Annotated in this window: 19 protein-coding genes; 7 read left to right on the top strand and 12 right to left on the bottom strand. The window is 39.6% G+C overall.

Annotated elements, in window-relative coordinates:
• Together DK865_RS06915 and DK865_RS06910 are read left to right on the top strand one after the other, a co-directional pair.
• The gene (locus DK865_RS06915) at positions 1-1104 is read left to right on the top strand and encodes a glycosyltransferase family 4 protein (RefSeq protein ID WP_109391529.1); all 1104 of its coding nucleotides are present in this window, start codon (positions 1-3) and stop codon (positions 1102-1104) included.
• On the top strand, positions 1104-2273 hold the full coding sequence (locus DK865_RS06910; protein ID WP_109391528.1) for a glycosyltransferase family 4 protein: 1170 nt from the start codon (positions 1104-1106) through the stop codon (positions 2271-2273). Before DK865_RS06915 ends, DK865_RS06910 begins: the two co-directional genes overlap by 1 nt.
• Before the next feature lies 1 nt (position 2274).
• On the opposite strand, the gene rfaL is transcribed toward DK865_RS06910, so the two are convergent.
• On the bottom strand, positions 2275-3543 hold the full coding sequence (gene rfaL, locus DK865_RS06905) for an O-antigen ligase RfaL (RefSeq protein WP_109391527.1): 1269 nt from the start codon (positions 3541-3543) through the stop codon (positions 2275-2277).
• A gap of 99 nt (positions 3544-3642) precedes the next feature.
• On the opposite strand from rfaL, the gene mutM reads away from it, so the two are divergent.
• On the top strand, positions 3643-4467 hold the full coding sequence (gene mutM / locus DK865_RS06900; protein ID WP_109391526.1) for a bifunctional DNA-formamidopyrimidine glycosylase/DNA-(apurinic or apyrimidinic site) lyase: 825 nt from the start codon (positions 3643-3645) through the stop codon (positions 4465-4467).
• Here mutM and coaD read toward each other — a convergent pair.
• From coaD to rfaQ, 6 genes are all read right to left on the bottom strand, one after another.
• Positions 4464-4949 carry a pantetheine-phosphate adenylyltransferase gene (gene coaD / locus DK865_RS06895; RefSeq protein ID WP_109391525.1) on the bottom strand — a complete coding sequence of 162 codons (486 nt, stop codon included), beginning with the start codon at positions 4947-4949 and terminating at the stop codon, positions 4464-4466. The genes mutM and coaD overlap by 4 nt on opposite strands.
• A complete protein-coding gene (locus DK865_RS06890) occupies positions 4939-5718 on the bottom strand; it encodes a glycosyltransferase family 2 protein (protein ID WP_109391524.1) in 780 nt (259 codons plus the stop codon). Before DK865_RS06890 ends, coaD begins: the two co-directional genes overlap by 11 nt.
• Positions 5718-6995, bottom strand: a complete 1278-nt coding sequence (waaA, locus tag DK865_RS06885) for a lipid IV(A) 3-deoxy-D-manno-octulosonic acid transferase (protein ID WP_023583392.1) — start codon at positions 6993-6995, stop codon at positions 5718-5720. Before waaA ends, DK865_RS06890 begins: the two co-directional genes overlap by 1 nt.
• An 81-nt stretch (positions 6996-7076) precedes the next feature.
• Positions 7077-8180 carry a glycosyltransferase gene (locus DK865_RS06880; RefSeq protein WP_109391523.1) on the bottom strand — a complete coding sequence of 368 codons (1104 nt, stop codon included), beginning with the start codon at positions 8178-8180 and terminating at the stop codon, positions 7077-7079.
• Positions 8177-9310: a glycosyltransferase family 4 protein gene (locus tag DK865_RS06875; RefSeq protein WP_109391522.1), complete on the bottom strand. Its 1134-nt coding sequence runs from the start codon at positions 9308-9310 to the stop codon at positions 8177-8179. The genes DK865_RS06880 and DK865_RS06875 overlap by 4 nt, the downstream gene beginning before the upstream one ends.
• Positions 9310-10377 carry a putative lipopolysaccharide heptosyltransferase III gene (rfaQ, locus tag DK865_RS06870; protein ID WP_109391521.1) on the bottom strand — a complete coding sequence of 356 codons (1068 nt, stop codon included), beginning with the start codon at positions 10375-10377 and terminating at the stop codon, positions 9310-9312. The genes DK865_RS06875 and rfaQ overlap by 1 nt, the downstream gene beginning before the upstream one ends.
• A 159-nt stretch (positions 10378-10536) precedes the next feature.
• Between rfaQ and DK865_RS06865 the strand changes: the two genes are divergently transcribed.
• Together DK865_RS06865 and DK865_RS06860 are read left to right on the top strand one after the other, a co-directional pair.
• Positions 10537-11499 (top strand): polysaccharide deacetylase family protein, encoded by a 963-nt coding sequence (locus DK865_RS06865; protein ID WP_109391520.1) that lies wholly within the window; start codon positions 10537-10539, stop codon positions 11497-11499.
• A 1-nt stretch (position 11500) separates the two neighbouring features.
• Positions 11501-12574, top strand: a complete 1074-nt coding sequence (locus tag DK865_RS06860) for a glycosyltransferase family 9 protein (protein ID WP_109391519.1) — start codon at positions 11501-11503, stop codon at positions 12572-12574.
• A 21-nt stretch (positions 12575-12595) separates the two neighbouring features.
• Here DK865_RS06860 and rfaC read toward each other — a convergent pair whose 3' ends face one another.
• From rfaC to rfaD, 3 genes are read right to left on the bottom strand one after another with little or no spacing between them, the layout of a single operon-like run.
• Entirely contained in the window at positions 12596-13555 is a 960-nt protein-coding gene (gene rfaC / locus DK865_RS06855) for a lipopolysaccharide heptosyltransferase RfaC (protein WP_109391518.1), read from the bottom strand.
• Positions 13552-14604, bottom strand: coding sequence for an ADP-heptose--LPS heptosyltransferase RfaF (gene rfaF / locus DK865_RS06850; RefSeq protein WP_109391517.1), 1053 nt, complete (start codon positions 14602-14604; stop codon positions 13552-13554). Before rfaF ends, rfaC begins: the two co-directional genes overlap by 4 nt.
• Before the next feature lie 9 nt (positions 14605-14613).
• The gene (gene rfaD, locus DK865_RS06845; RefSeq protein ID WP_023583401.1) at positions 14614-15552 is read right to left on the bottom strand and encodes an ADP-glyceromanno-heptose 6-epimerase; all 939 of its coding nucleotides are present in this window, start codon (positions 15550-15552) and stop codon (positions 14614-14616) included.
• 270 nt (positions 15553-15822) lie between these two features.
• Between rfaD and DK865_RS06840 the strand changes: the two genes are divergently transcribed.
• Complete coding sequence (locus DK865_RS06840; RefSeq protein WP_109391516.1) at positions 15823-17022, top strand: glycine C-acetyltransferase; 1200 nt, start codon at positions 15823-15825, stop codon at positions 17020-17022.
• 9 nt (positions 17023-17031) lie between these two features.
• The gene (gene tdh / locus DK865_RS06835; protein WP_109391515.1) at positions 17032-18057 is read left to right on the top strand and encodes an L-threonine 3-dehydrogenase; all 1026 of its coding nucleotides are present in this window, start codon (positions 17032-17034) and stop codon (positions 18055-18057) included.
• A gap of 50 nt (positions 18058-18107) precedes the next feature.
• Here the strand turns inward: tdh and DK865_RS06830 are convergent, their stop codons facing one another.
• The gene (locus DK865_RS06830) at positions 18108-19073 is read right to left on the bottom strand and encodes a divergent polysaccharide deacetylase family protein (RefSeq protein ID WP_109391514.1); all 966 of its coding nucleotides are present in this window, start codon (positions 19071-19073) and stop codon (positions 18108-18110) included.
• A 2-nt stretch (positions 19074-19075) separates the two neighbouring features.
• The gene (gene envC / locus DK865_RS06825; RefSeq protein ID WP_023583404.1) at positions 19076-20368 is read right to left on the bottom strand and encodes a murein hydrolase activator EnvC; all 1293 of its coding nucleotides are present in this window, start codon (positions 20366-20368) and stop codon (positions 19076-19078) included.
• Between the last annotated feature and the right edge of the window lie 126 nt (positions 20369-20494).

Here is a 20494-nt window from a genome sequence, read left to right as displayed (position 1 = left end):
ATGAAGATCGGTATAATTGATGTCACAATCACCATGTCTTATGGCGGGATCCAAACAGCCGTTTGGGAACTGGCTAAACAATTGCATGATGCTGGGCATGAAGTTCATCTTTATGGTGGCAATGGCGATATTCGGCACAATCTGGCAGGACGCCAAATACAAGTACACACTTACCCTTATACACCGCGGGATAAAGTTATCGATCTCGGTGGACGTTTTCGCCGTATTGTTGAGCGTTACACTTTTGCACGACACGCTAAAAAAGATGTTATCAACCAACATTTTGATTGGGTGATTTTAACCAAACCGTTTGACTTTTTTTGGCCTTCTATGATGCCTAAATCATCCTCAACTCGCTTTTGTTATATGAGTGGCGGCACCAGCTTTTTTAAAGGTGATCGTAGATTAGGTAAGAAAATCTCAGCATGGGTTGCATGTAGCCATTTTAATGCTTGGCAAATCCAACACCATTTTAAGCAATTCCCGAGCGTAATTTATAATGGTGTGGATATTGAAAAATTTCAGCCGATGAGTACCTCGTTACGTGAGCAACTAGGAATAAGTCAGTCTACATTTTTACTCTCATTTGCAGGTCGATTAGTCGGTTGGAAAGGTTTAAGTGTGGCGATTGACGCCATTGAAAAACTAAAAGGTGAAGATATTAAGCTCTTGATTATCGGTGCTGGAGATGATCTAGAACGATTGAAGAGTAAAGCGGTGGCGAAAGGTATTGCTGAACAAGTCATTTTTCATCAACCTGTTGAGCATAATCAATTACCTGAATTTTATGCAGCCAGTGATGCAGGCATTTTCCCAAGTACTGGAGATGAAGCCTTCGGTATTACGATTGCAGAAGCCATGGCGTGTGCCAAACCCGTTATTGCGAGCCATATCGGAGGTATTCCTGAAGTTGTCGGCAATGAGGGTACTGCGGGGTTATTGGTCGCCCCTGGCAATGCAGATGAAATTGTGATGGCAATTAATCATCTTCGTCAATTACCTGATAGAGGCAAAGCAATGGGCGAGAGTGCACGTATCCGTATAGAGACGCGTTATACCTGGCAACATTCGGCGCAACGTTTATTACAGGCATTGGCGTTATAATTATGAAAATTGCCTATCTTGACCCTTACCCAGTGCCTGACTTACGTGTGGCTTCATTACAAATTTTACAAAACGTGGATGCATTTGCCAGAGCGGGTGCACATGTCACTTTAGTCACACCTAAAGGGCAATATCGAGATAGTGATATATTAGGTCGTTCAATTCATACTAATGCGAATTTAGTTTCTTTAAGAGATATTCGCCGTAAATGGTATTTCCCATTTAATTCACAAAAACTTTTTTCATTACAGATTACTCGCTGGGTAAAGCAAAATAACGTTGATGCGTTGTTTACCCGTAATTTAAAACTAGCGTGTTATCTCTGTGAAAATTATCCAGAAACTCCCCTCTTCTTTGAAAGCCATGAAATATTTGCACAATCTTTTGCAGAGTCTCATTCATTTGAGAAAAAAAAGAATCGTGCCAAATACCATAAGCTATTAAAGATGGAGAAGTTGGTTTATAGCCGAGCGACGGGGATTTTTGTTCTTACTTCATTACTAAGAGATGATATTGTTTCGCAATATCAAGTTACTACGCCAATAACAGTGGTTCCTGATGGCGTTGATTTACATGCTGTGGCTGACTATCAAGTCAAACCATTAGTTTCTGAGAAAAGCGTTACTGAGGTGTTATATTTAGGGAGCTTGCATAAATGGAAGGGGATTCCAACCATGATGCGAGCAATGAAATATCTTGATAATGCAAGGCTTAATATCGCTGGAGGGACACCAGAACAGATTGAAGGATTAACTTTATTAGCTCAAGAAATGGATGTAAAAGATAAAGTGAATTTCTTGGGATTTATTGATCCCAAAAAACGTTTTGAAGCAATTGGTCAACATGATATTTGTGTACTTCCACTTACGTTAACGAGTATTGGAAGTCGTTACACTTCACCACTTAAGTTATTTGAATATATGGCGATGGAAAAACCTGTGGTAATTTCAGATTTTCCTTCAATTCGTGATGTTGTAGATGAAAAAGCGGTAAGTTTTGCAGATAGTGGCGATGCGCAGAGTTTTGCAAAACAGATAATACAGCTAAGAGAAAACCCGCAACGAGCTAAAGAAAAAACCACTCATGCCCGTTCTCTGGTTGAAAATTATTACAACTGGGATAAACGGGCTGAAGTTATTCTAAAAGCAATCGAGGCGTTAATTCGGTGATCTATGGCTGTTTATCTGGCGATGTTGCTGATTGATTATTGAGTAAAGCGTGGCGCAACGCCAACATTAATCCAACCAAAATACCCACTTGATTGATATAGGCATTTTCAAATAATCCCCGCAACACATAGACACCTAAAAATGACATCAGTAATACTAAAGCGGCTTGGCGAATAATCCCTGAATTTTTTCTTATTAGCTGAATACCTTGCGCAATAATGGAAGAACAAAGATAGAGAATACCCAATAGCCCTAAAATACCACCTGCAAACCAAAAAGCTAAAAAGATGTTATGGGGACCAATGGATTTTTTAAATTTCCATTTTGGATAATCTTTAACGCGCTCATTATAGACATTATGGTAAAGTTGATTACCGTAGCCATAACCTTTATTGGGGTTCTCTAGAATAAGATTAATTGCTGAATGGTATGTGCCATTGATAAAACGATCACCACTATCAAATTGCGTTAATTTATATTGTAGCCTAGATGGATTTCTTTTATCTAAGGGAGTTTCCGGCGTTAATTGTATAATTACAAAAAGTAAGATAATACTGATAAAAGTGCCTATAGTTGCAAGTAGCCACTGGCGATTGATCAATAAGATTAAGAATGAAACAACTAATAGAGATATCCAAGCACTTCTAGCCAAAGTACCTAGCATAAGTAGCAAATATGCTACTCCCCCAAAATATAGTAAACTTTGCTTTATAAAAAAATGTTTATTTAATACTAAAAAGACAAGAATGATAGGATAGAAAAAGAGTAAGGCATAAGATATTTCTCTGTGAAATTTATGACTTTTAGACTCAAAAGGCCAAATACCTTTCTGATACTCTAAATAATACTGCACTAACTCTTTTGCCATAATTACCAGCAACCCAATCGCAAAAGCCACCATTACCATCTTAGCAATATCAGTTGGTTTTTCTTTATATAATACAATCGGAAAGGTAACAGCAAAAAGCAGTAAGCCATTTAAAATGGGTTTATTCACCTCTTTAATGCTGATGCTTGGATCAACTGAGATTAGGATGGAATAACCAATAGTCAGCAATAAAAACAGTAGCGAGAAAGCCAGATTATTTTTAAAGATTTTACAGATAGTTTTAAAATCACGTACCAGATACCACAGTGCTGTTGCACCAATCAATCCCATCACAATATTTTTATAACGGGTGATATCCGGTAAGTAGATCAATATAATGTAAAGCCCAATAATGGATAAATTCCACAGGGATTTTTTACTATAGTCTTTAAACACCATCATAATAATCTGCTATCGTCCTTTATACTTTTAGGGAAGCTGATCATACAATAAAAATGATGTTATCGCTGTATCTCTTATCTGATAATCATGGAGTCACCTGTGCCAGAATTACCGGAAGTCGAAACCAGTCGCCGAGGTATTGAACCTCACCTTGTGGGTAATGTGTTGCACTACGCCATTGTACGCAACAGTAAATTACGCTGGCCTGTTTCAGAAAAAATAAAAACCTTACTGGATGAGCCTATTTTAAGCGTAAAACGGCGTGCTAAATATTTGTTAGTCGAGCTTAATACAGGATGGATCATTATCCATTTAGGAATGTCAGGAAGTGTGCGCATATTATTAGAGGAACAACCTGAAGAAAAACATGATCATATCGATTTAGTTTTTCGTGATGGCAAGGTACTGCGTTATACCGACCCACGACGCTTTGGTGCTTGGCTATGGTGCGAAGATTTAGCCACAAGCTCTGTATTAGCTCACTTAGGGCCAGAGCCGCTTTCGGATGAATTTAATGCTGAATATCTCTATCAACAATCCAAAAATAAAAAAACAGCCATAAAGCCGTGGTTAATGGATAATAAATTAGTGGTTGGTGTGGGTAATATTTATGCTAATGAAGCACTGTTTTCATCAGCCATTATGCCAGATAGAAAAGCCAATAGCTTAACGCAAGAAGAGTGTAGGGTACTCGTAACGGCGATTAAGCGAGTATTAACTCGCTCCATTGAGCAAGGTGGTACAACACTTAAAGATTTTCTGCAATCAGATGGTAAACCCGGTTATTTTGCGCAAGAGCTCTTTGTTTATGGTCGTAAAGACAAACCTTGCTTGATTTGTGGACATACAATTGAAAGTATTAAGCAAGGGCAACGTAGCACATTTTTCTGCCGACATTGCCAACATGGTGAAAATGAGCGCTAAATTTTACCGAGTTTTTTTAGCATGGCGGTGGTGACAACGTTAGGTAAAAACGTAGAGACATCACCGTCATGGCGTGCCACATCTTTAATTAAAGATGAAGAGACAAATGAAAGATTTTGAGAGGGTAGCAAAAACACGCTATCAAGATCGGGTGCAAAATGACGGTTCATATTGGCAAGTTGCCATTCATATTCAAAGTCAGAAACGCTGCGGACACCGCGAATTAAAATGGTGGCTTGTTGTTGCTTAGCAAAGTTAGCCATCAGTTCACTAAATCCAACGACTTCAACATTAGGTAAATGACTCGTTACCTCTCTAGCTAAATTAACCCGTTCTTCTAAGGTGAACATAGGGTGTTTACGGGCGCTATCAGCAATCGCTAATAAAACCGTATCAAACATACCTGCCGCACGCGTTAAAATATCAATATGACCATAAGTGATAGGATCAAAGGTTCCGGGGTAGATAGCTTTATTTTTCATGATTGATGGTCTTTTGGCTGAGTTCCCATAAAGAGGCGTATTTATTAAAGGTATACTGTGCGTTAACAAATGCCAATATCAACCCCTGTTTCCCGTCTAAAAAACCCGCTCTTAACAACCAAGTTTTAAAAAAGGCACCTAACGTATGACTTAAAATGGAGCCGAAATTAGCCTTTTTACCTTGTTGATAACGCTCTTTTGCCCATTCGGAGGCATATTTTAGCTGTTTTTGCTGAAATTCTATTAAATCACGGCAGGTAAGATGTAAGAGATCACCTTGTAAGGTTTTCACTGTTGCACTTTGGGTTTCTAATGATTCATGCACTAAATTGTCGTTATATTGATAACGTTCACGAGCATATAAACGGGTCACTTTATCAGGATACCAGCCACTGTGTTTCATAAAGCGCCCCATAAATAAGTTACGGCGGGCACAGTTATAAACCACATTTTCTTCAGGTTGTTGCAATACTGCGAGAATACTGGTTTTGAGTTCAGGTGTGACACGTTCATCACTATCGATCATAAAAACATAATCGCCAGTGGCATATTGTTGCGCTAGTTGGCGCTGTTTACCAAACCCCGGCCATTCACTGTTGATAAAGACTTTTGCCCCTTTTTCTTTGGCAATATGGCAGGTGTTATCTTGGCTACCTGAATCTAGCACAATGATTTCATCAGCCCATTGTACGGAATCCAAACATTCACCAATGACATCAGCAACATTTTTACTGATCATCACCACAGAAAGGCGCTGACTTTGGCTCATTAGTGACTCCGAGGAGGAAGATAAGGTGAAAGTAAAGTCAGTAAACGCAGTAATGCCCCTTGGTTTTCATGAAGCACTTCCACGGCATGGCGACCGTAATAACGGCGATAATCTTCATCATTAAGCAATGAGGCAATCGCCGTCGCCATCGATTCACTGTCTGTAACCGTAATTAATCCTTCAGCTTGATCAAGCTTGGCACAGATATTTTTAAAATTAAAAGTATGAGGTCCCATAATAACAGGGATAGCGTGAGCAGCAGCTTCTAAAGGGTTATGACCACCACGCTCTACTAAACTGCCGCCAACAAAGGCTAAATCGGCAATACCATAGAGCAACATCAGCTCGCCCATTGTATCACCAATAACCACTTGAGTTTGTGCATCTGGCACAGCATCTGTGCTGCGTAAAGTATATTTTAACCCTGCTTCACGTGTTAATTGTTCGGCTTTAGGGAAACGTTCTGGGTGGCGGGGCACTAAGATCAATAAAAGTTGAGGAAATTGTGTCAGTAGCTTTTTATGTGTCTCTAAAATAATAGTTTCTTCACCTTCATGAGTGCTTGTCGCAATCCAAACTGGGCGATGAGCAGCCCATTGACGGCGTAAAGCAACAGCTCTGGCGGCTAATTCTGGGGTGACAGAGATATCAAATTTTAGGCTACCCGTGACATGTAAATGCGAACGTTTTAAACCCAGTTCGATAAAACGCTCGCCATCTTCCTGATTTTGCGCGGCAATTAAGGTGATTTTTTGGAGCATCGTTTTAACGAAACTGCCTAATTTCTGATAACCAGCGGCAGAGCGCTCAGATAAACGGGCATTGGCGATAATCAACGGAATTTTTCGTTGATGCAGTTTTGAAATTAGGTTAGGCCAGAGCTCGGTTTCCATAATGATCACCAATTTCGGGTCAACCGTGTTAAGAAAACGATTAACTGAACAAGGTAAATCATAAGGAAGATAGACATGATAGACATCATCACCAAATGCAGAACGAACCCGTTCTGAGCCTGTTGGTGTCATGGTAGTGACAGTAATGGGTAAATCAGGATAGTGATGACGTAGGGCGCGAACAAGTGGTACTGCGGCAAGTGTTTCACCGACAGATACGGAATGCAATAATATCCCTTGAGGCACGACTTTGCCTTTGCAAAAGCCATAGCGTTCTCCCCACCGTTTACGGTAGGCGGGTGCTTTACGGCTACGTAATAAAAGACGTAACCAAATCAGAGGTTGAATAAGGTAAAGAAGTACCTGATATAAACGCAACAACATGCTATCAAATTCACTTATCTAGACGAACGCTTATAGTATCACACTGTGTGGGAGAAAGTGTGTAAAACAAGTAAGCGCGGATTAAGGAATTAAAGCGATATACTGCTTTAAAATATGGTTTAGTTCAAATTTTGCATAGGATGATGGCAATATTTGAGGTGGTGAATAATATGCAAGGCGAAGCTTTTCTGCGAGAGAGCTACTATCCATTGTAGAAAGGTAATCAGAAAGTTGGTCTGTCATAATTTCGCTGACCCCACCAGGGCATCGAGTACTGACGATAGGTACACCACAGATTAATGCTTCAATTAATACCGTAGGAAGTCCTTCACTATCAGAGCTTAATGCAACCACTTTAGCGCCTTTAATTGCAGGGAGAGGGTTTGGGATAAAACCTGCAAGTGTGACTTTCTCTATTAAGTTAAGTTGTTTAATTTGAGCTTCTAATCGTTGTTTAACAATGGGTGTGCCTTCACCTAAAATAATGAGTTTGCAAGGTAAATCCGCTTTAGCAAAGGCTTCAATTAATCTATCTTGCCTTTTTACTTCATGTAATCGACCCACATGTAAAATATAATCTTGTTGAGTAAATACATTAGGTTGTGTTGCTTTTTGTTGTATTTCTTCAATATTAAAAGGGTTATAGATAGTGTTTAATTGGCGAGCATGAATACCAATTGCATTGATTAAATCATCTTTAACCGCATTGGATACACAGACGAGATTTTTATTCTTATACACTCGCTGAATTTTGGTTTTTTTCAACCAATATGAAAATCCAGATTTATTCCCAAGATAAGATTGAGAGTAAATACCATGAATACAGTACCAAACATTACAGCTTTTTAGTTGTTTGGAACGGCAAACAATACGGTCTGTTTTATGTAAGTTAGAAAGAACAAGCGCAGGATGTCCCTTCTTTGCAAAAAGTTGTATTAGTACATTATCAAGGGATTTTGCTCTACGCGATATTTCAGTCAATTTCCTGAAAATACCGCGATAGTTATCATGATCAACAATATAATCAATAAAATCAGGTAGTTCATACGCTAATTTATTATGTAAGGATAGCAATGTGACTTGATATCCTGCTTGATGAAAACCATTAGCTAGCCTGAGCGTGACATTTTCAGCACCACCGCCCGGTAATCCATCAATAATAAAAAGTATATGTTGTTGACTCACAAGGCTAATATCCGTTTATAAAGTGAAATAAGCTCGCCTGATAATCGTTGTGGCGTATAAGGGAGGATAGTCTCTCTCGCCACCTGTGACATTTCAGTCCACGCTGTATTTTTGGGGATTTGCACTATTGCATCAGTTAATGCTGATATATCTAATGCATCACAAACAAATCCATTTTTACCATTTTGAATAAATTCCGCACCACCACAAGTTGTCGAAGTGATCACGGGTAAACCGCACGATAATGCCTCAAGGATCACATTAGGGAAAGGATCGTAAAGAGTAGGAAGAAGCAATGCATCCGCCATTTGATAAAAATCGAGCGTTTTTTTCTGCATACCTAAAAAGAAAATACGTTGTTTACAACCTAATTGTGTTGCGATTTGTTCGTATTTTCGCTGATTTTTATCACTTCCAACAACTAACAATATAGCTGATGTCTTCGCTATTGCTGAAATAGCAGCAGCTAATCCTTTGCGTTCAAAACCTGATCCCACATAAATAAAACAAGGCACATCTTGTGGAATATCATATTGTGTCTTTAATTTCTGTTTTTGAGAATTTTTTGCAGGTACGAAAACATTATGGTCAATTGCATTATAAATGACAGTTATTTTATCGGCAGAGACACCAAAATCCTCAATAATTTCATTTTTTACCATCTGTGAATTGCAGATAACTTGTTTTAATGCAGGATCAGCATACATCTGCTTTTCTGCATTCATAACATAGCGATGGTATCTATCATAAAATAGCCAGCGACCTTTCCAATGAGGCAATATTCTTTGGCGTTGTAATAGCCATCGGCGATGTACACCATCACCAGCACGAAAAATATCACAACCTGCAATACGTTCATGACTTTGAACAATATCAAAGTCATGTTCTTGCCAACAGGCTCTAGCGGCTTTAGCGAAACCCGATTCCCGGCTAATTCTGCCTAATTTTCGAGGATTACATAAGTGAATATGCCAGTCTGGGTTAGTTTCACCTTGCCATTCTCGCGTGATCACATTGAGTTCAAGATCATCGTTTGATAATGCATCTAATGCGCGGGCAATAAAGCGCTCAGCACCACCATCAGGGCGATATTTTTGTCGAACAATGGCGAGTCGTAATGGGTGATTCATTAAGATAAATGCCTTATAGCTGTGTTGTAAACTACATCAACAGGAATAGCGGAAAGATAGCGTTGTTGGGTGTCTGTTTTTATATGATCTGGGTGTGGAATATCGTCATAATCACCCGCCCATATTGTTTCGCCTATCGCTTGCCAAGGATGCCAATGTTCAAGTTTAGAAGGACCAAAAAGAGCAACTAAAGGGGTTTTTAATGCGGCTGCCATATGCATTGCAACAGAATCAACACCAATAAAAAGTCCTGCATTATCAATTAATACAGCTAGTTGAGATAAAGATGTTTGCCCTGCTAAAACTGTTATCATTTCTTTGTTAGGGCATTGTGTCAAAATAGTTTCTATCATCTCTAATTCTTTTGCTTCTGGACCTGAGGTTAAAACAACGGAATAATGGTTTTGCTGAAGCATTGTAATTAAAATCGCTATTTTATCTTCATCCCAGCATTTAAAAAACCAGCGAGATGTTGGTTGTATAACGATATAGTTTTTAGGGAGATGATATTTTTCAATAGTCTCAGTTAACCACTGTTTGTCTGCTTCGCTATAAGCCATCATAACATTTGAAATGATAGGAATATTAAGTGGAGCAAGAAGACTTAGGTTTTGTTCAACAGTGTGTAGTTGTCCATGATCTGCTGTAGAAACAATGATGTTATGGCATTTTTGCCAAAATTGGCTACCTTTACGCTTTTCAAATTCAAAGCCTAAACGTGTTTTTGCTTTGGTAAGTAAAGCAAAAATAGCCGCTTTCCATTGATCGGCTAAGTTTACCACTAAGTCGTACTGCTGTTTTTGTAATGTTCGACCAAGTTCCCACTCTTTTTTTAATCGAGTCAATTTACCTTGATGTTTCCAATTACGATCAAGATAAAAAATATTATTGATTAATGGGTTGTGCTCAAGCATAGGTAATGTTTCTTTGTATAATAAAACATCAATCGTTGCATTAGGATAAGCTGATTTTAATGAGCCTATAACGGGCGTCGTTAATAACATATCTCCATGATGTTGGAGTTTAATAACCAGTATTCTATTAAATGATTGATTTATATTAGTCATAATTACTTTAGCTTTAGTGAGATACTCTAATTGTAAACAAATCCACAGAATGCATCTACCATACTGTATTTATATTGATTGAATTGCCGTTTTCTACTGCGTAACATAGAACAATTCATTCAATTATGAACCTATAATCCATAAGTTGGCGGGGAATGCATGACTAAACCAGCATTTATTATCACATTAGATACCGAAGGCGATAATCTTTGGGAAAATGAACGTGATATTACTACACAAAATACGCATTTTTTACCCCGTTTTCAGCAGCTTTGTGAGCGCTTTTATTTTAAACCCGTTTGGCTAACAAACTATGAAATGGTAATGGATGAAGCTTACATTGAGTTTGCTCGTGATGTCATTGCCCGCAATACGGGTGAAATTGGTATGCACTTACATGCGTGGAATAGTCCACCAATAATGTCTTTAACAAATGACGATTTACACTATCAGCCTTATTTAATTGAATACCCTAAAGCACAAATGCGAGAAAAAATCGCATTAATGACGGACTTACTTGAAGATAAACTACAAACTAAAATGTTAAGTCATCGTGCCGGTCGTTGGGCATTTAATGAGGTTTATGCACAACTTTTAGTTGAATTTGGTTATCAAGTCGATTGTTCTGTCACGCCTAAAGTAGATTGGCGATTTACCAGAGGCGATCCTGCACAATCAGGAGGCACTAATTACACTGATTTTCCAAGTCATGCTTATTTTATGGATCTAGAGAATATCACTAAACCTGGTAATTCAACGTTGCTAGAAGTGCCGATGAGTATTCAATATAAACACTCACCGTTAATGAATAAAATTAAGCAGGGTTACGATAAATTAAGAGGGAAACAGCGAGCACCTTCTGTGAATTGGTTACGCCCTAAAGGTGGCAATGCGCAGCAAATGATTGAAGTAGCAGAAAAATCGTTAGCTCAAGGCCATGATCATATAGAGTTTATGTTGCACTCGTCTGAATTTATGCCGGGGGGGAGCCCGACATTTCGTACTGAAAAAGATATTGAAGGGCTATATCACGATTTAGAAACTTTATTTAGTTTCTTATCAGATAAAGTGCAGGGAATGACGTTAGCTGAGTATTATCAAAGTAAGGTGCAGGCAAAATAAGATGAAGTTAAAGAAATTAAAATGGGTACATAACTTCCTAAATATTTATAACCCACTTTTGGGCAAGATGAAAAAAACAGATACGTTTTCATCTGATATCCAATTTAACAGTATTCTTATTTTTTCTACGACTGCGCTGGGGGATTTTATGTTTAATACTCCCGCAATTAGAGCGATCCGATCCCACTATCCTGATGCACATATCACATTGGTTTCAAGTGAAAAAAATAAATTACTCGTCGAAAATTATGACCAAATAGACAGTGTGGTTTATTGGGATAATAAAATTAGAAATCTACTCCCTATTGCATTACAGGCAAAAAAATATAAACCCGAATTAGCGATTATTCTCCATTCTCATCTTCCTTACGATGTATTATTTGCTGTTATGGCAGGTTGTCAGTATATCTTACGTAATACTTTTCATATTATTCCAGAATGGTTTCAAAAATGGATTGTTGCTGAGCATCAGCCCCCTAATTGCCATGTTATCCAAAGTAAACTTAATATTATTCGTTATTTAGGAATAGATAGTGCTGATACAAAAATGGAAATTCCTTGTGAAATAGAACAATTAGATAAAGGGAACTATCATATTGTTGGATTTCAGATGGGGGCATCAACGCAAGAGCGTAGGTGGCCTATTAAATACTTTGTAGAGTTAGCTCAAAAACTTATTGATAGAGACTCATCTTTACAGATTAAGTTAATTGGCTCATTAAGAGAGCTAGAATTACCAGAAGCATTTTTTGTATTGTTGCCGGAGCAATATCATAACAATATTGAAAACCTAGTAGGTAAAACGTCATTACCTAGTTTACTAAGTCAGATCAAAATAATGGATGTATTAGTCACAGGAGATACTGGACCTCTGCATTTAGCAATTACATTACAGCGCCCAACCGTGAGTTTATTTGCAACAGCAGATCCTAAATGGACGGGGCCTTATCAAGATCTTCATTTACATACCATTATTAATAAGAAGCCTAGCCCAAATGAGGGAATATCGGCATCAATGGATCTTATTACAGTTGATGAAGTTTTTGATGCCGTCAATAAAACCTTAAAAGACTAATCGCTTTTAAGGCTTATTAAACTAAATATCAAGAAGGTCGAATATTTGCTGTGGCTTTATCTCACCAATATCCCCACCTTCTGCTTTTATAGCTGTTTGTGCCTTACCGTAACCGCCAATTAAACCGGGATCGGTAGGGCCAAATAAGGTGATATTCGGTTTATCTAATGCAGCGGTTAAATGGCTTAATCCGGTATCCACAGACACAACACTTTCCGCACCCGCAATCACTTGAGCAACATCAGCGAGTGACATCTTTGGCAATACATCAACATAGTCAAAATCTTTGGCTAGGCGAATAGCGCGTTGATGCTCATGCTCTGCGCCCCAAGGCAACTTAATTCGCAACCCTGAATCGACAAGTAGGGCAATTAACTCTCGCCAATGAGATTCAGGCCAATGTTTCTCATCACGTGTCGTTGCGTGTAAAAAGACTAAATAAGGGAGCTCATCAGCGGATGGAAGAGAGAGAAAATGCTGTGCAATCCCGTAATCACCTTGAGATTGTGGAATGGGATAATTTAAGCTTAAGGCAAATAGTTGGCGAATACGTTCAACCGCATGCATTTTTTTACTGACATCGTGGCGAATATCGTAAAAGAAACTGGCTAAAGGTTCTCGGGCACATTGACGAGAATAGCCGTGTTTAGTGCCTTTGGCGTAGCGAGTCACTAAAAATGCACTTTTCAGTAACCCTTGCGCATCAATCACGGCATCATAATGATGTGCTTGAATAGCGCGCCGAAATTGCGCCCGTTCAGCGCGAATAGGCGCACTAAACCAATTTTTACGCCAACGACGTATTGCCACCGGAATAACCGTATCAACGGCTTGATGCCAGCTTGGGATCTGCGCAAAACCCTCTTCGACTACCCAATCAAAGCGAATATCAGGATATGCATTTATGGCATCAGTTAATGCTGGCAATGTATGTAACACATCGCCCATGGAAGAGGTTTTAACGATTAATACCCGCTTCACGCTGAAGGCTCCGTTGACAGTAAATTTTCTAACTCAGCAAAAACCTTCTCTGGCTGAATATCTATCAAACTTTGGTGATAGCCTTGTTCTGCATCCCCTTTACGCACTTTGTGATAACCCGTAATTAAACGGATCACACGCGCTTTATGGGATAACGGTGGCGTAAAATCAGGGCTACTTGGGCCATAAAGTGCCACTAACGGGCGCTCTAATGCTGCCGCCACATGCATTAAACCAGAGTCATTACTGACAACGGCTTTACAAGATGCAATTAGATTCACTGCTTGTTCAAGGCTGGTTTCGCCAGCAAGATTAAAACAGGCTTCACGGGCTTCTGGCGTTAAGGCTTGCTTTATCTCTTCACCCGCTTCTTTATCTTTTTGAGAGCCAAAAAGGAAAATCTGATAACCTTGCTCAGCAATTAATTGTTGTGCTAAAGATGCATAATGATAATGAGGCCAACGCTTAGCAGGGCCAAATTCAGCGCCGGGGCAAAAACCAATCGTAGGGCGTTGGGGTGATAATGAAAATTGAGTCAATGTGGTAGAGATATCACGTTCTGTGACAGATAACTTAGGCCAAAGTAGAGGTTGAGGTAAATCTGTCGCTTTTTTTACTTTTTGCTTGTCATAAGCTAACGCGACATAGCGTTCAACCATCAAAGGAAATGCATCTTTATCTAAAGGTCGCAAATCATTTAATAGACCATAACGCATTTCTCCACGCCAACCTGTGCGCTTGGGAATATCTGCAAAGAAAGGGACTAATGCCGATTTTAATGAGTTAGGTAATACATAAGCGTGCGTGTAACCATTCTCTCTTAATTGTTTTCCTAAACGACGGCGTTCACCAATGGCTAAAGCTCCATGACCTAACGGCATTGGAATTGCGTTATCAACTTCCGGCATTTTTTCTAATAATGGACGGCACCACGCCGGTGCCATCACATCAATGGTTGCCGCAGGATGTAATGCTTTTAATGTCCGATAAAGACTTTGAGACATCATCATGTCTCCGACCCATGAAGGCCCTACCACAAAGATTTTCATAAACAGTGATTACTTACCTTGATTTAACCATTGCATATAAAGCTCGACGCCTTCAGCAACTGTTTTAAAAGGTGCGGTATAACCCGCTTTACGTAAATTTGTCAGATCAGCTTGCGTAAAGGCTTGGTAACGACCTTTTAATTTTTCTGGGAATTCAATATGTTCGATAGAGAGATCTTTATCTTTATGATGAGCAATAACCGCATCTGCAACCGCTTGGAATGATTCCGCTCGGCCTGTACCACAGTTAAAAATACCGGATACATTATTACGCCAGAACCATAAATTAACCGCAGCCACATCCCCCACATAAATAAAATCGCGTTGGAAGGTTTCGCTACCTTCAAATAATTTTGGATTTTGACCTGCATTGACTTGGTTATTTAAATGGAATGCAACACTTGCCATACCACCTTTATGTCCTTCACGAGGGCCATAAACATTAAAATAACGGAAGCCACAAATCATCGAATCTGCTTCAGGTAAAATCTGGCGTACATATTCATCGAATAAGAATTTTGAATAGCCATAAACATTTAAAGGCGCTTCATATTTTCTCTCTTCAATAAAGTTATCTGTACGACCGCCATAAGTGGCAGCAGAAGAGGCATATAAGAAAGGAATTTGGCGCTCAAGACAGAAATGAAGTAGCTCTTTAGAATATTGATAGTTGTTATCCATCATATATTTGCCATCCCACTCCGTGGTAGAAGAGCAAGCACCTTCATGGAAAACCGCATCTATATCACCAAAGTCATCACCAGCAACAATGCTGGCAATAAAATCTTCTTTATCCATGTAATCGGTGATATTCAAATCAACCAAATTCACGAACTTGGTGCCATCTTTAAGGTTATCAACAACCAATATATCGGTATAACCTTCATCATTTAATGCTTTAACAATATTGCTGCCGATAAAACCTGCACCGCCCGTGACGATAATCATGTGGCTACCCCTTCATATAAAAATCTAAAAATTAGCTCTCGCTCTATAATAACACTGAACAGCGTTAACGGTAGTATTCATCACGGAACAATAGGCTGAAATTCTCGAAAAACACAGTGTGTATTAGTGATCTTAATTACACAAATAACATTATTTATTTACATTTGTCGTTTTTAATAGAGTAAAAGCATAGAATAAGAAACAATAACGACTACATTATAATCAAAAGTGTATGTTACCTCTTTTCGCCCTGCTGCCTTAGGAGAAAGTATGTCTACCCACTCTTTCTATCAACAAATTAATCAACAACTCGAACAAACTCGTCAAGATGGTCTGTTTAAAAATGAGCGCATCATCACTTCTTCACAAAGCGCAGATATCGCCGTTGCTGACGGAAGCCATGTTATTAACTTCTGTGCTAATAACTATCTCGGCTTAGCCAATCATCCAAAATTAATTGAAGCCGCAAAAGCAGGTATGGATAGCCACGGTTTTGGTATGGCGTCAGTCCGTTTTATTTGTGGTACACAAGATTCACATAAAACATTAGAAAATAAAATGGCTGAATTTTTAGGCATGGAAGATGCCATTCTGTATTCATCTTGCTTTGATGCGAATGGCGGATTATTTGAAACATTAATGGGGCCTGAAGATGCGATTATTTCTGATGCTTTAAATCATGCTTCTATTATCGATGGTGTGCGTTTATGTAAAGCAAAACGTTATCGCTATGCCAATAACGATATGGCAGAGCTGCGCACACAACTTGAAAAAGCTAAAGCAGATAATGCTCGCCACATTATGATCGCCACTGACGGTGTATTTTCAATGGATGGCGTGATTGCCGATCTTAAATCTATCTGTGATTTAGCGGATGAATTCGGTGCATTGGTGATGGTCGATGATTCGCATGCCGTGGGTTTTGTGGGCGCTCAAGGTCGCGGAACCCATGAATATTGTGATGTGATGGGGAGAATTGACATTATCACGGGTACTTTAGGTAAAGCATTAGGTGGGGCATCAGGTGGTTATACCGCGGCACGTAAAGAAGTAGTTGAATGGTTACGTCAACGTTCTCGTCCTTATTTATTCTCTAACTCGTTAGCGCCTGCGATTGTTTCAGCCTCTATTGCTGTTTTAGATATGCTGAAATCAGGTGATGAAATTCGTGCCCGCTTATGGCGCAACGCTTCACTTTTCCGTGAAAAAATGAGTGCGGCGGGTTTTACATTGGCGGGCGCAGATCATGCCATTATTCCAGTTATGTTAGGAGAGGCTAAATTAGCCCAAGAATTTGCAACACGCTTACTTGATGAAGGGATTTATGTCACAGGATTTTTCTATCCTGTTGTACCTCAAGGGCAAGCACGTATTCGTACTCAAATGTCGGCAGCGCATACTCCTGAACAAATTGAGCGCGCAGTGGCGGCATTTATCAAAATTGGCAAAGAACTTAATGTGATTGCATAAGGTTATTCTATGAAAGCATTGTCAAAATTAAAAGCCCAAGAAGGTATCTGGATGACCGATGTTCCAGTACCTGAGCTTGGTCATAACGATGTGATGATCAAAATTCGCAAAACAGCAATTTGTGGCACTGATGTTCATATTTATAACTGGGATGAGTGGTCACAAAAAACGATCCCTGTTCCTATGGTTGTTGGTCATGAATATATCGGTGAAATTGTTGCGATAGGGCAGGAAGTTAAAGGCTTTAATATTGGTGATCGCGTCTCAGGTGAAGGGCATATTACTTGTGGTCACTGCCGTAATTGCCGTGGTGGTCGTACGCATTTATGCCGTAATACCATTGGAGTTGGTGTAAATCGTCCAGGCTGTTTTGCTGAATATCTGGTTATCCCTGCCTTTAATGCATTTAAAATTCCAGACAATATTCCTGATGAATTAGCGGCTATTTTTGATCCATTTGGTAATGCTGTACATACCGCATTATCTTTTGATTTAGTGGGTGAAGATGTGCTGGTTTCCGGCGCGGGTCCTATTGGGATCATGGCAGCTGCAATTTGTAAGCATGTTGGCGCGCGTCATGTGGTGATCACCGATGTTAATGAATATCGCCTTGATCTCGCAAAAAAAATGGGTGTTACCCGAGCCGTCAATGTCAGCAAAGAAAACTTAATCGATGTGATGAAAGAGTTGGGCATGACAGAAGGGTTTGATGTTGGTCTAGAAATGTCGGGGGCACCTCCTGCGTTTCGCACCATGCTTAATACCATGAATCATGGTGGTCGTATTGCGTTGTTGGGTATTCCTCCTTCTGATATGGCTATTGATTGGGGACAGGTTATCTTTAAGGGACTGTTTATTAAAGGTATCTACGGTCGTGAGATGTTTGAAACATGGTATAAAATGGCAGCACTTATCCAATCTGGTCTTGATCTCTCGCCTATTATTACCCATCAATTTCCGATTAATGAATTCCAAAAAGGCTTTGATATCATGCGTTCAGGTCAATCAGGTAAAGTGATTTTAGATTGGCAGTGATCTGTGATAATGCAGCTAAAAAAGAGCCTTTAACGGCTCTTTTTATTGCGTTATTTTTCAACTTCACCGATTTCGTTCGGCACAGGTGTATTCGGTATTTTCTTTTTTTCTGATGAGCTAAATCCACGGGATAATGTATTAATCAACGTACTTTTTTTCATCGAAATAATTGCTTCTTGTGCGGGTTTTAACCAAGACGCTGGTTTGGGCTCTTTCGGTTGTTCTGTGGGGGGGACAACTTTAGGCGGTTCGGGTTGTATTGGTTTTTCTGTCTGTGGCTTTAAAAGTGTACTTGGTGCAACCAGTTGAATATCAGCAGGTAATAAAGGTAACTGTTGCTGTAATGCTCTAACCGTTGAGGGATGAGGATGGCCGATAGCAATGGCGGAGCCATTTTTGCGCGCTAAAGTAATCGCGCGAGCGAGTTGTTGCCTTGTTTCTGCTTCTGTTTGTACGTTATCGAGAAAAACATGACGACGCAAAGAGGGAACACCTGCAGCTTTTGCCGCAATGGCGGCTTGTGTATTACCAATAGTCACGCTATCTAAAAAATAGAGATTAGAGTGATTAAGCGCTTTGATAACTCTATCCATTGCTTGCCTATCGGAGGTCATCGCACTCCCCATATGATTATTCATACCGACAGCGTAAGGCACATTACTGATAGCATGTTGAATAATGCGACTAATTTCAGCCTGATCCATGGATGGTTTTAGAGTATCGCGCTCTAAAGGTTGTTTGCTAATAGGAGCCATTGGCATATGGATCAGAATTTCACGCCCTTGTGAATGTGCTTTTGTCGCGATTTCTTTTCCATGAGGAGAATCAGGCAAAATAGCGATAGAAACTGCAGTAGGCAGTTGTAGGATCTGGTTATCTTCTTTTTTTCGATAACCAAAGTCATCAATCACAATGGCTAATTTGGCTGCAAAGGCAGGTGTACTCACAACCAGACTTAGCAACATTAAACTAAGTAAAAACGGACGCTTGCGTTGTAATGTGCCAAGTAATTTCAAACCTACCTCCCAAGCCAAGGAACAGGGTTCACTGCTTTTCCTTGACGTCTGATTTCAAAATAGAGTGCTGAACGCTCTTGTCCACCACTGTTGCCCACTAAAGCAATAGGCTGGCCGGCTTTAACCTGTTGACCAACATTCACTAAAGCACTTTGGTTATAACCATAAAGGCTCATATCACCTTTACCATGTTCAACCACAACCACTAAACCATAACCTTGAAGCCAATCAGCTAATAACACTCGCCCATCAGCAATGGCTTTTACTTCGGTCCCTTGTGCAGCTGGTATGACAATGCCTTTCCAACGTAATTCACCAGAACCAGAGATAGATTCACCAAAGCGATGTAGTAATGAACCACGAATAGGCCAAATTGCTTGCCCAGCGGGTTTACCTAAGCCACCAGTTCGAGACATCAGCGACTGTTCTTCTGCGGTTGGCTTGTAGGTTGAACCACGTTGTTGGGCTTCTCGTTGTTTAGCTGCAATCCGTGCCGCTTCTCGAGCTTCACGTTCTGCACGAGCTTTGGCTTCGCGCTCAGCTTGAGCAATTTTATTTCTTAATTGGGCTTCGTTAGCTCGCATCGTTGCTAAGTTTTTCTGATCTGCTTTTAAGGTTGATTCAAGTTGAGTTAGCGTTTTTTGTCGAGCGGCTAAGGCATTATCAAGTTTTTGTTTTTCTTGCTGTTGTTTGGTAAGAACCTGTTTTTGCTCATTCTGTTTTGCTTGTTGTGCGGCTTTTTCTGCCTCAAGTTCTTTTGAGGTTTGAGCAAGTTCTGCCATTGTTTCTTTGCGGGCATCATTAATATAGCTGTAATACGCTAAAATACGCTCTTCACGCTGGCCTTCTTCACCACGAAATAGCAGCTCTATACCTTGGTGCTTACCTTGACGATATGCTGCATCCATTTGGCGCGCTAATAATTCTTGTTGTGACTGATACTGTTTTTGTAAGCGTGCAATATTTGCGGTAATGGTTTTGATCTCTTTACCCAATGTTTGTAAGCGGTTTTGGGTTTCATGCACCGAGCGACCCGCATTCGAAATTTGGGTTTCTTGTGTTTTTAATTGATTCAGAAGGGCTGTACGTTGTTTTTGTTGTTCTTGAACCTGTTTTTCTTTTTCAGCAATCGTGGTTTGCAGATCTTTTAGCTGATTGCGGTTATCTGTTAATGAATTAGCAAAAACAGGGGATGCAGAAAAGAGAGAGGTGCTAATAAGCAACGTGATTAACGGTAAAGAAAATACACGATAAGACGGATGTGTTTTTTTTTGAAGATCCATTTTCTCTGCCATCTGACCAACGTACCTTTCATAACAGTTTATAAGATTATTTCATGTCACAAAACAACTGACCAGCTAACACGAAATAAAGCCGAAATTTCAGATAATACCTAACAGGTAATCTATTCAATTAATAAG

The sequence above is a fragment of the Proteus cibi genome, from assembly GCF_003144405.1.
Taxonomy (GTDB): Bacteria; Pseudomonadota; Gammaproteobacteria; order Enterobacterales; family Enterobacteriaceae; genus Proteus; species Proteus cibi.
Note: the sequence above shows the minus strand (reverse complement) of the source record. Positions and strands in the feature narration are given on the sequence as shown.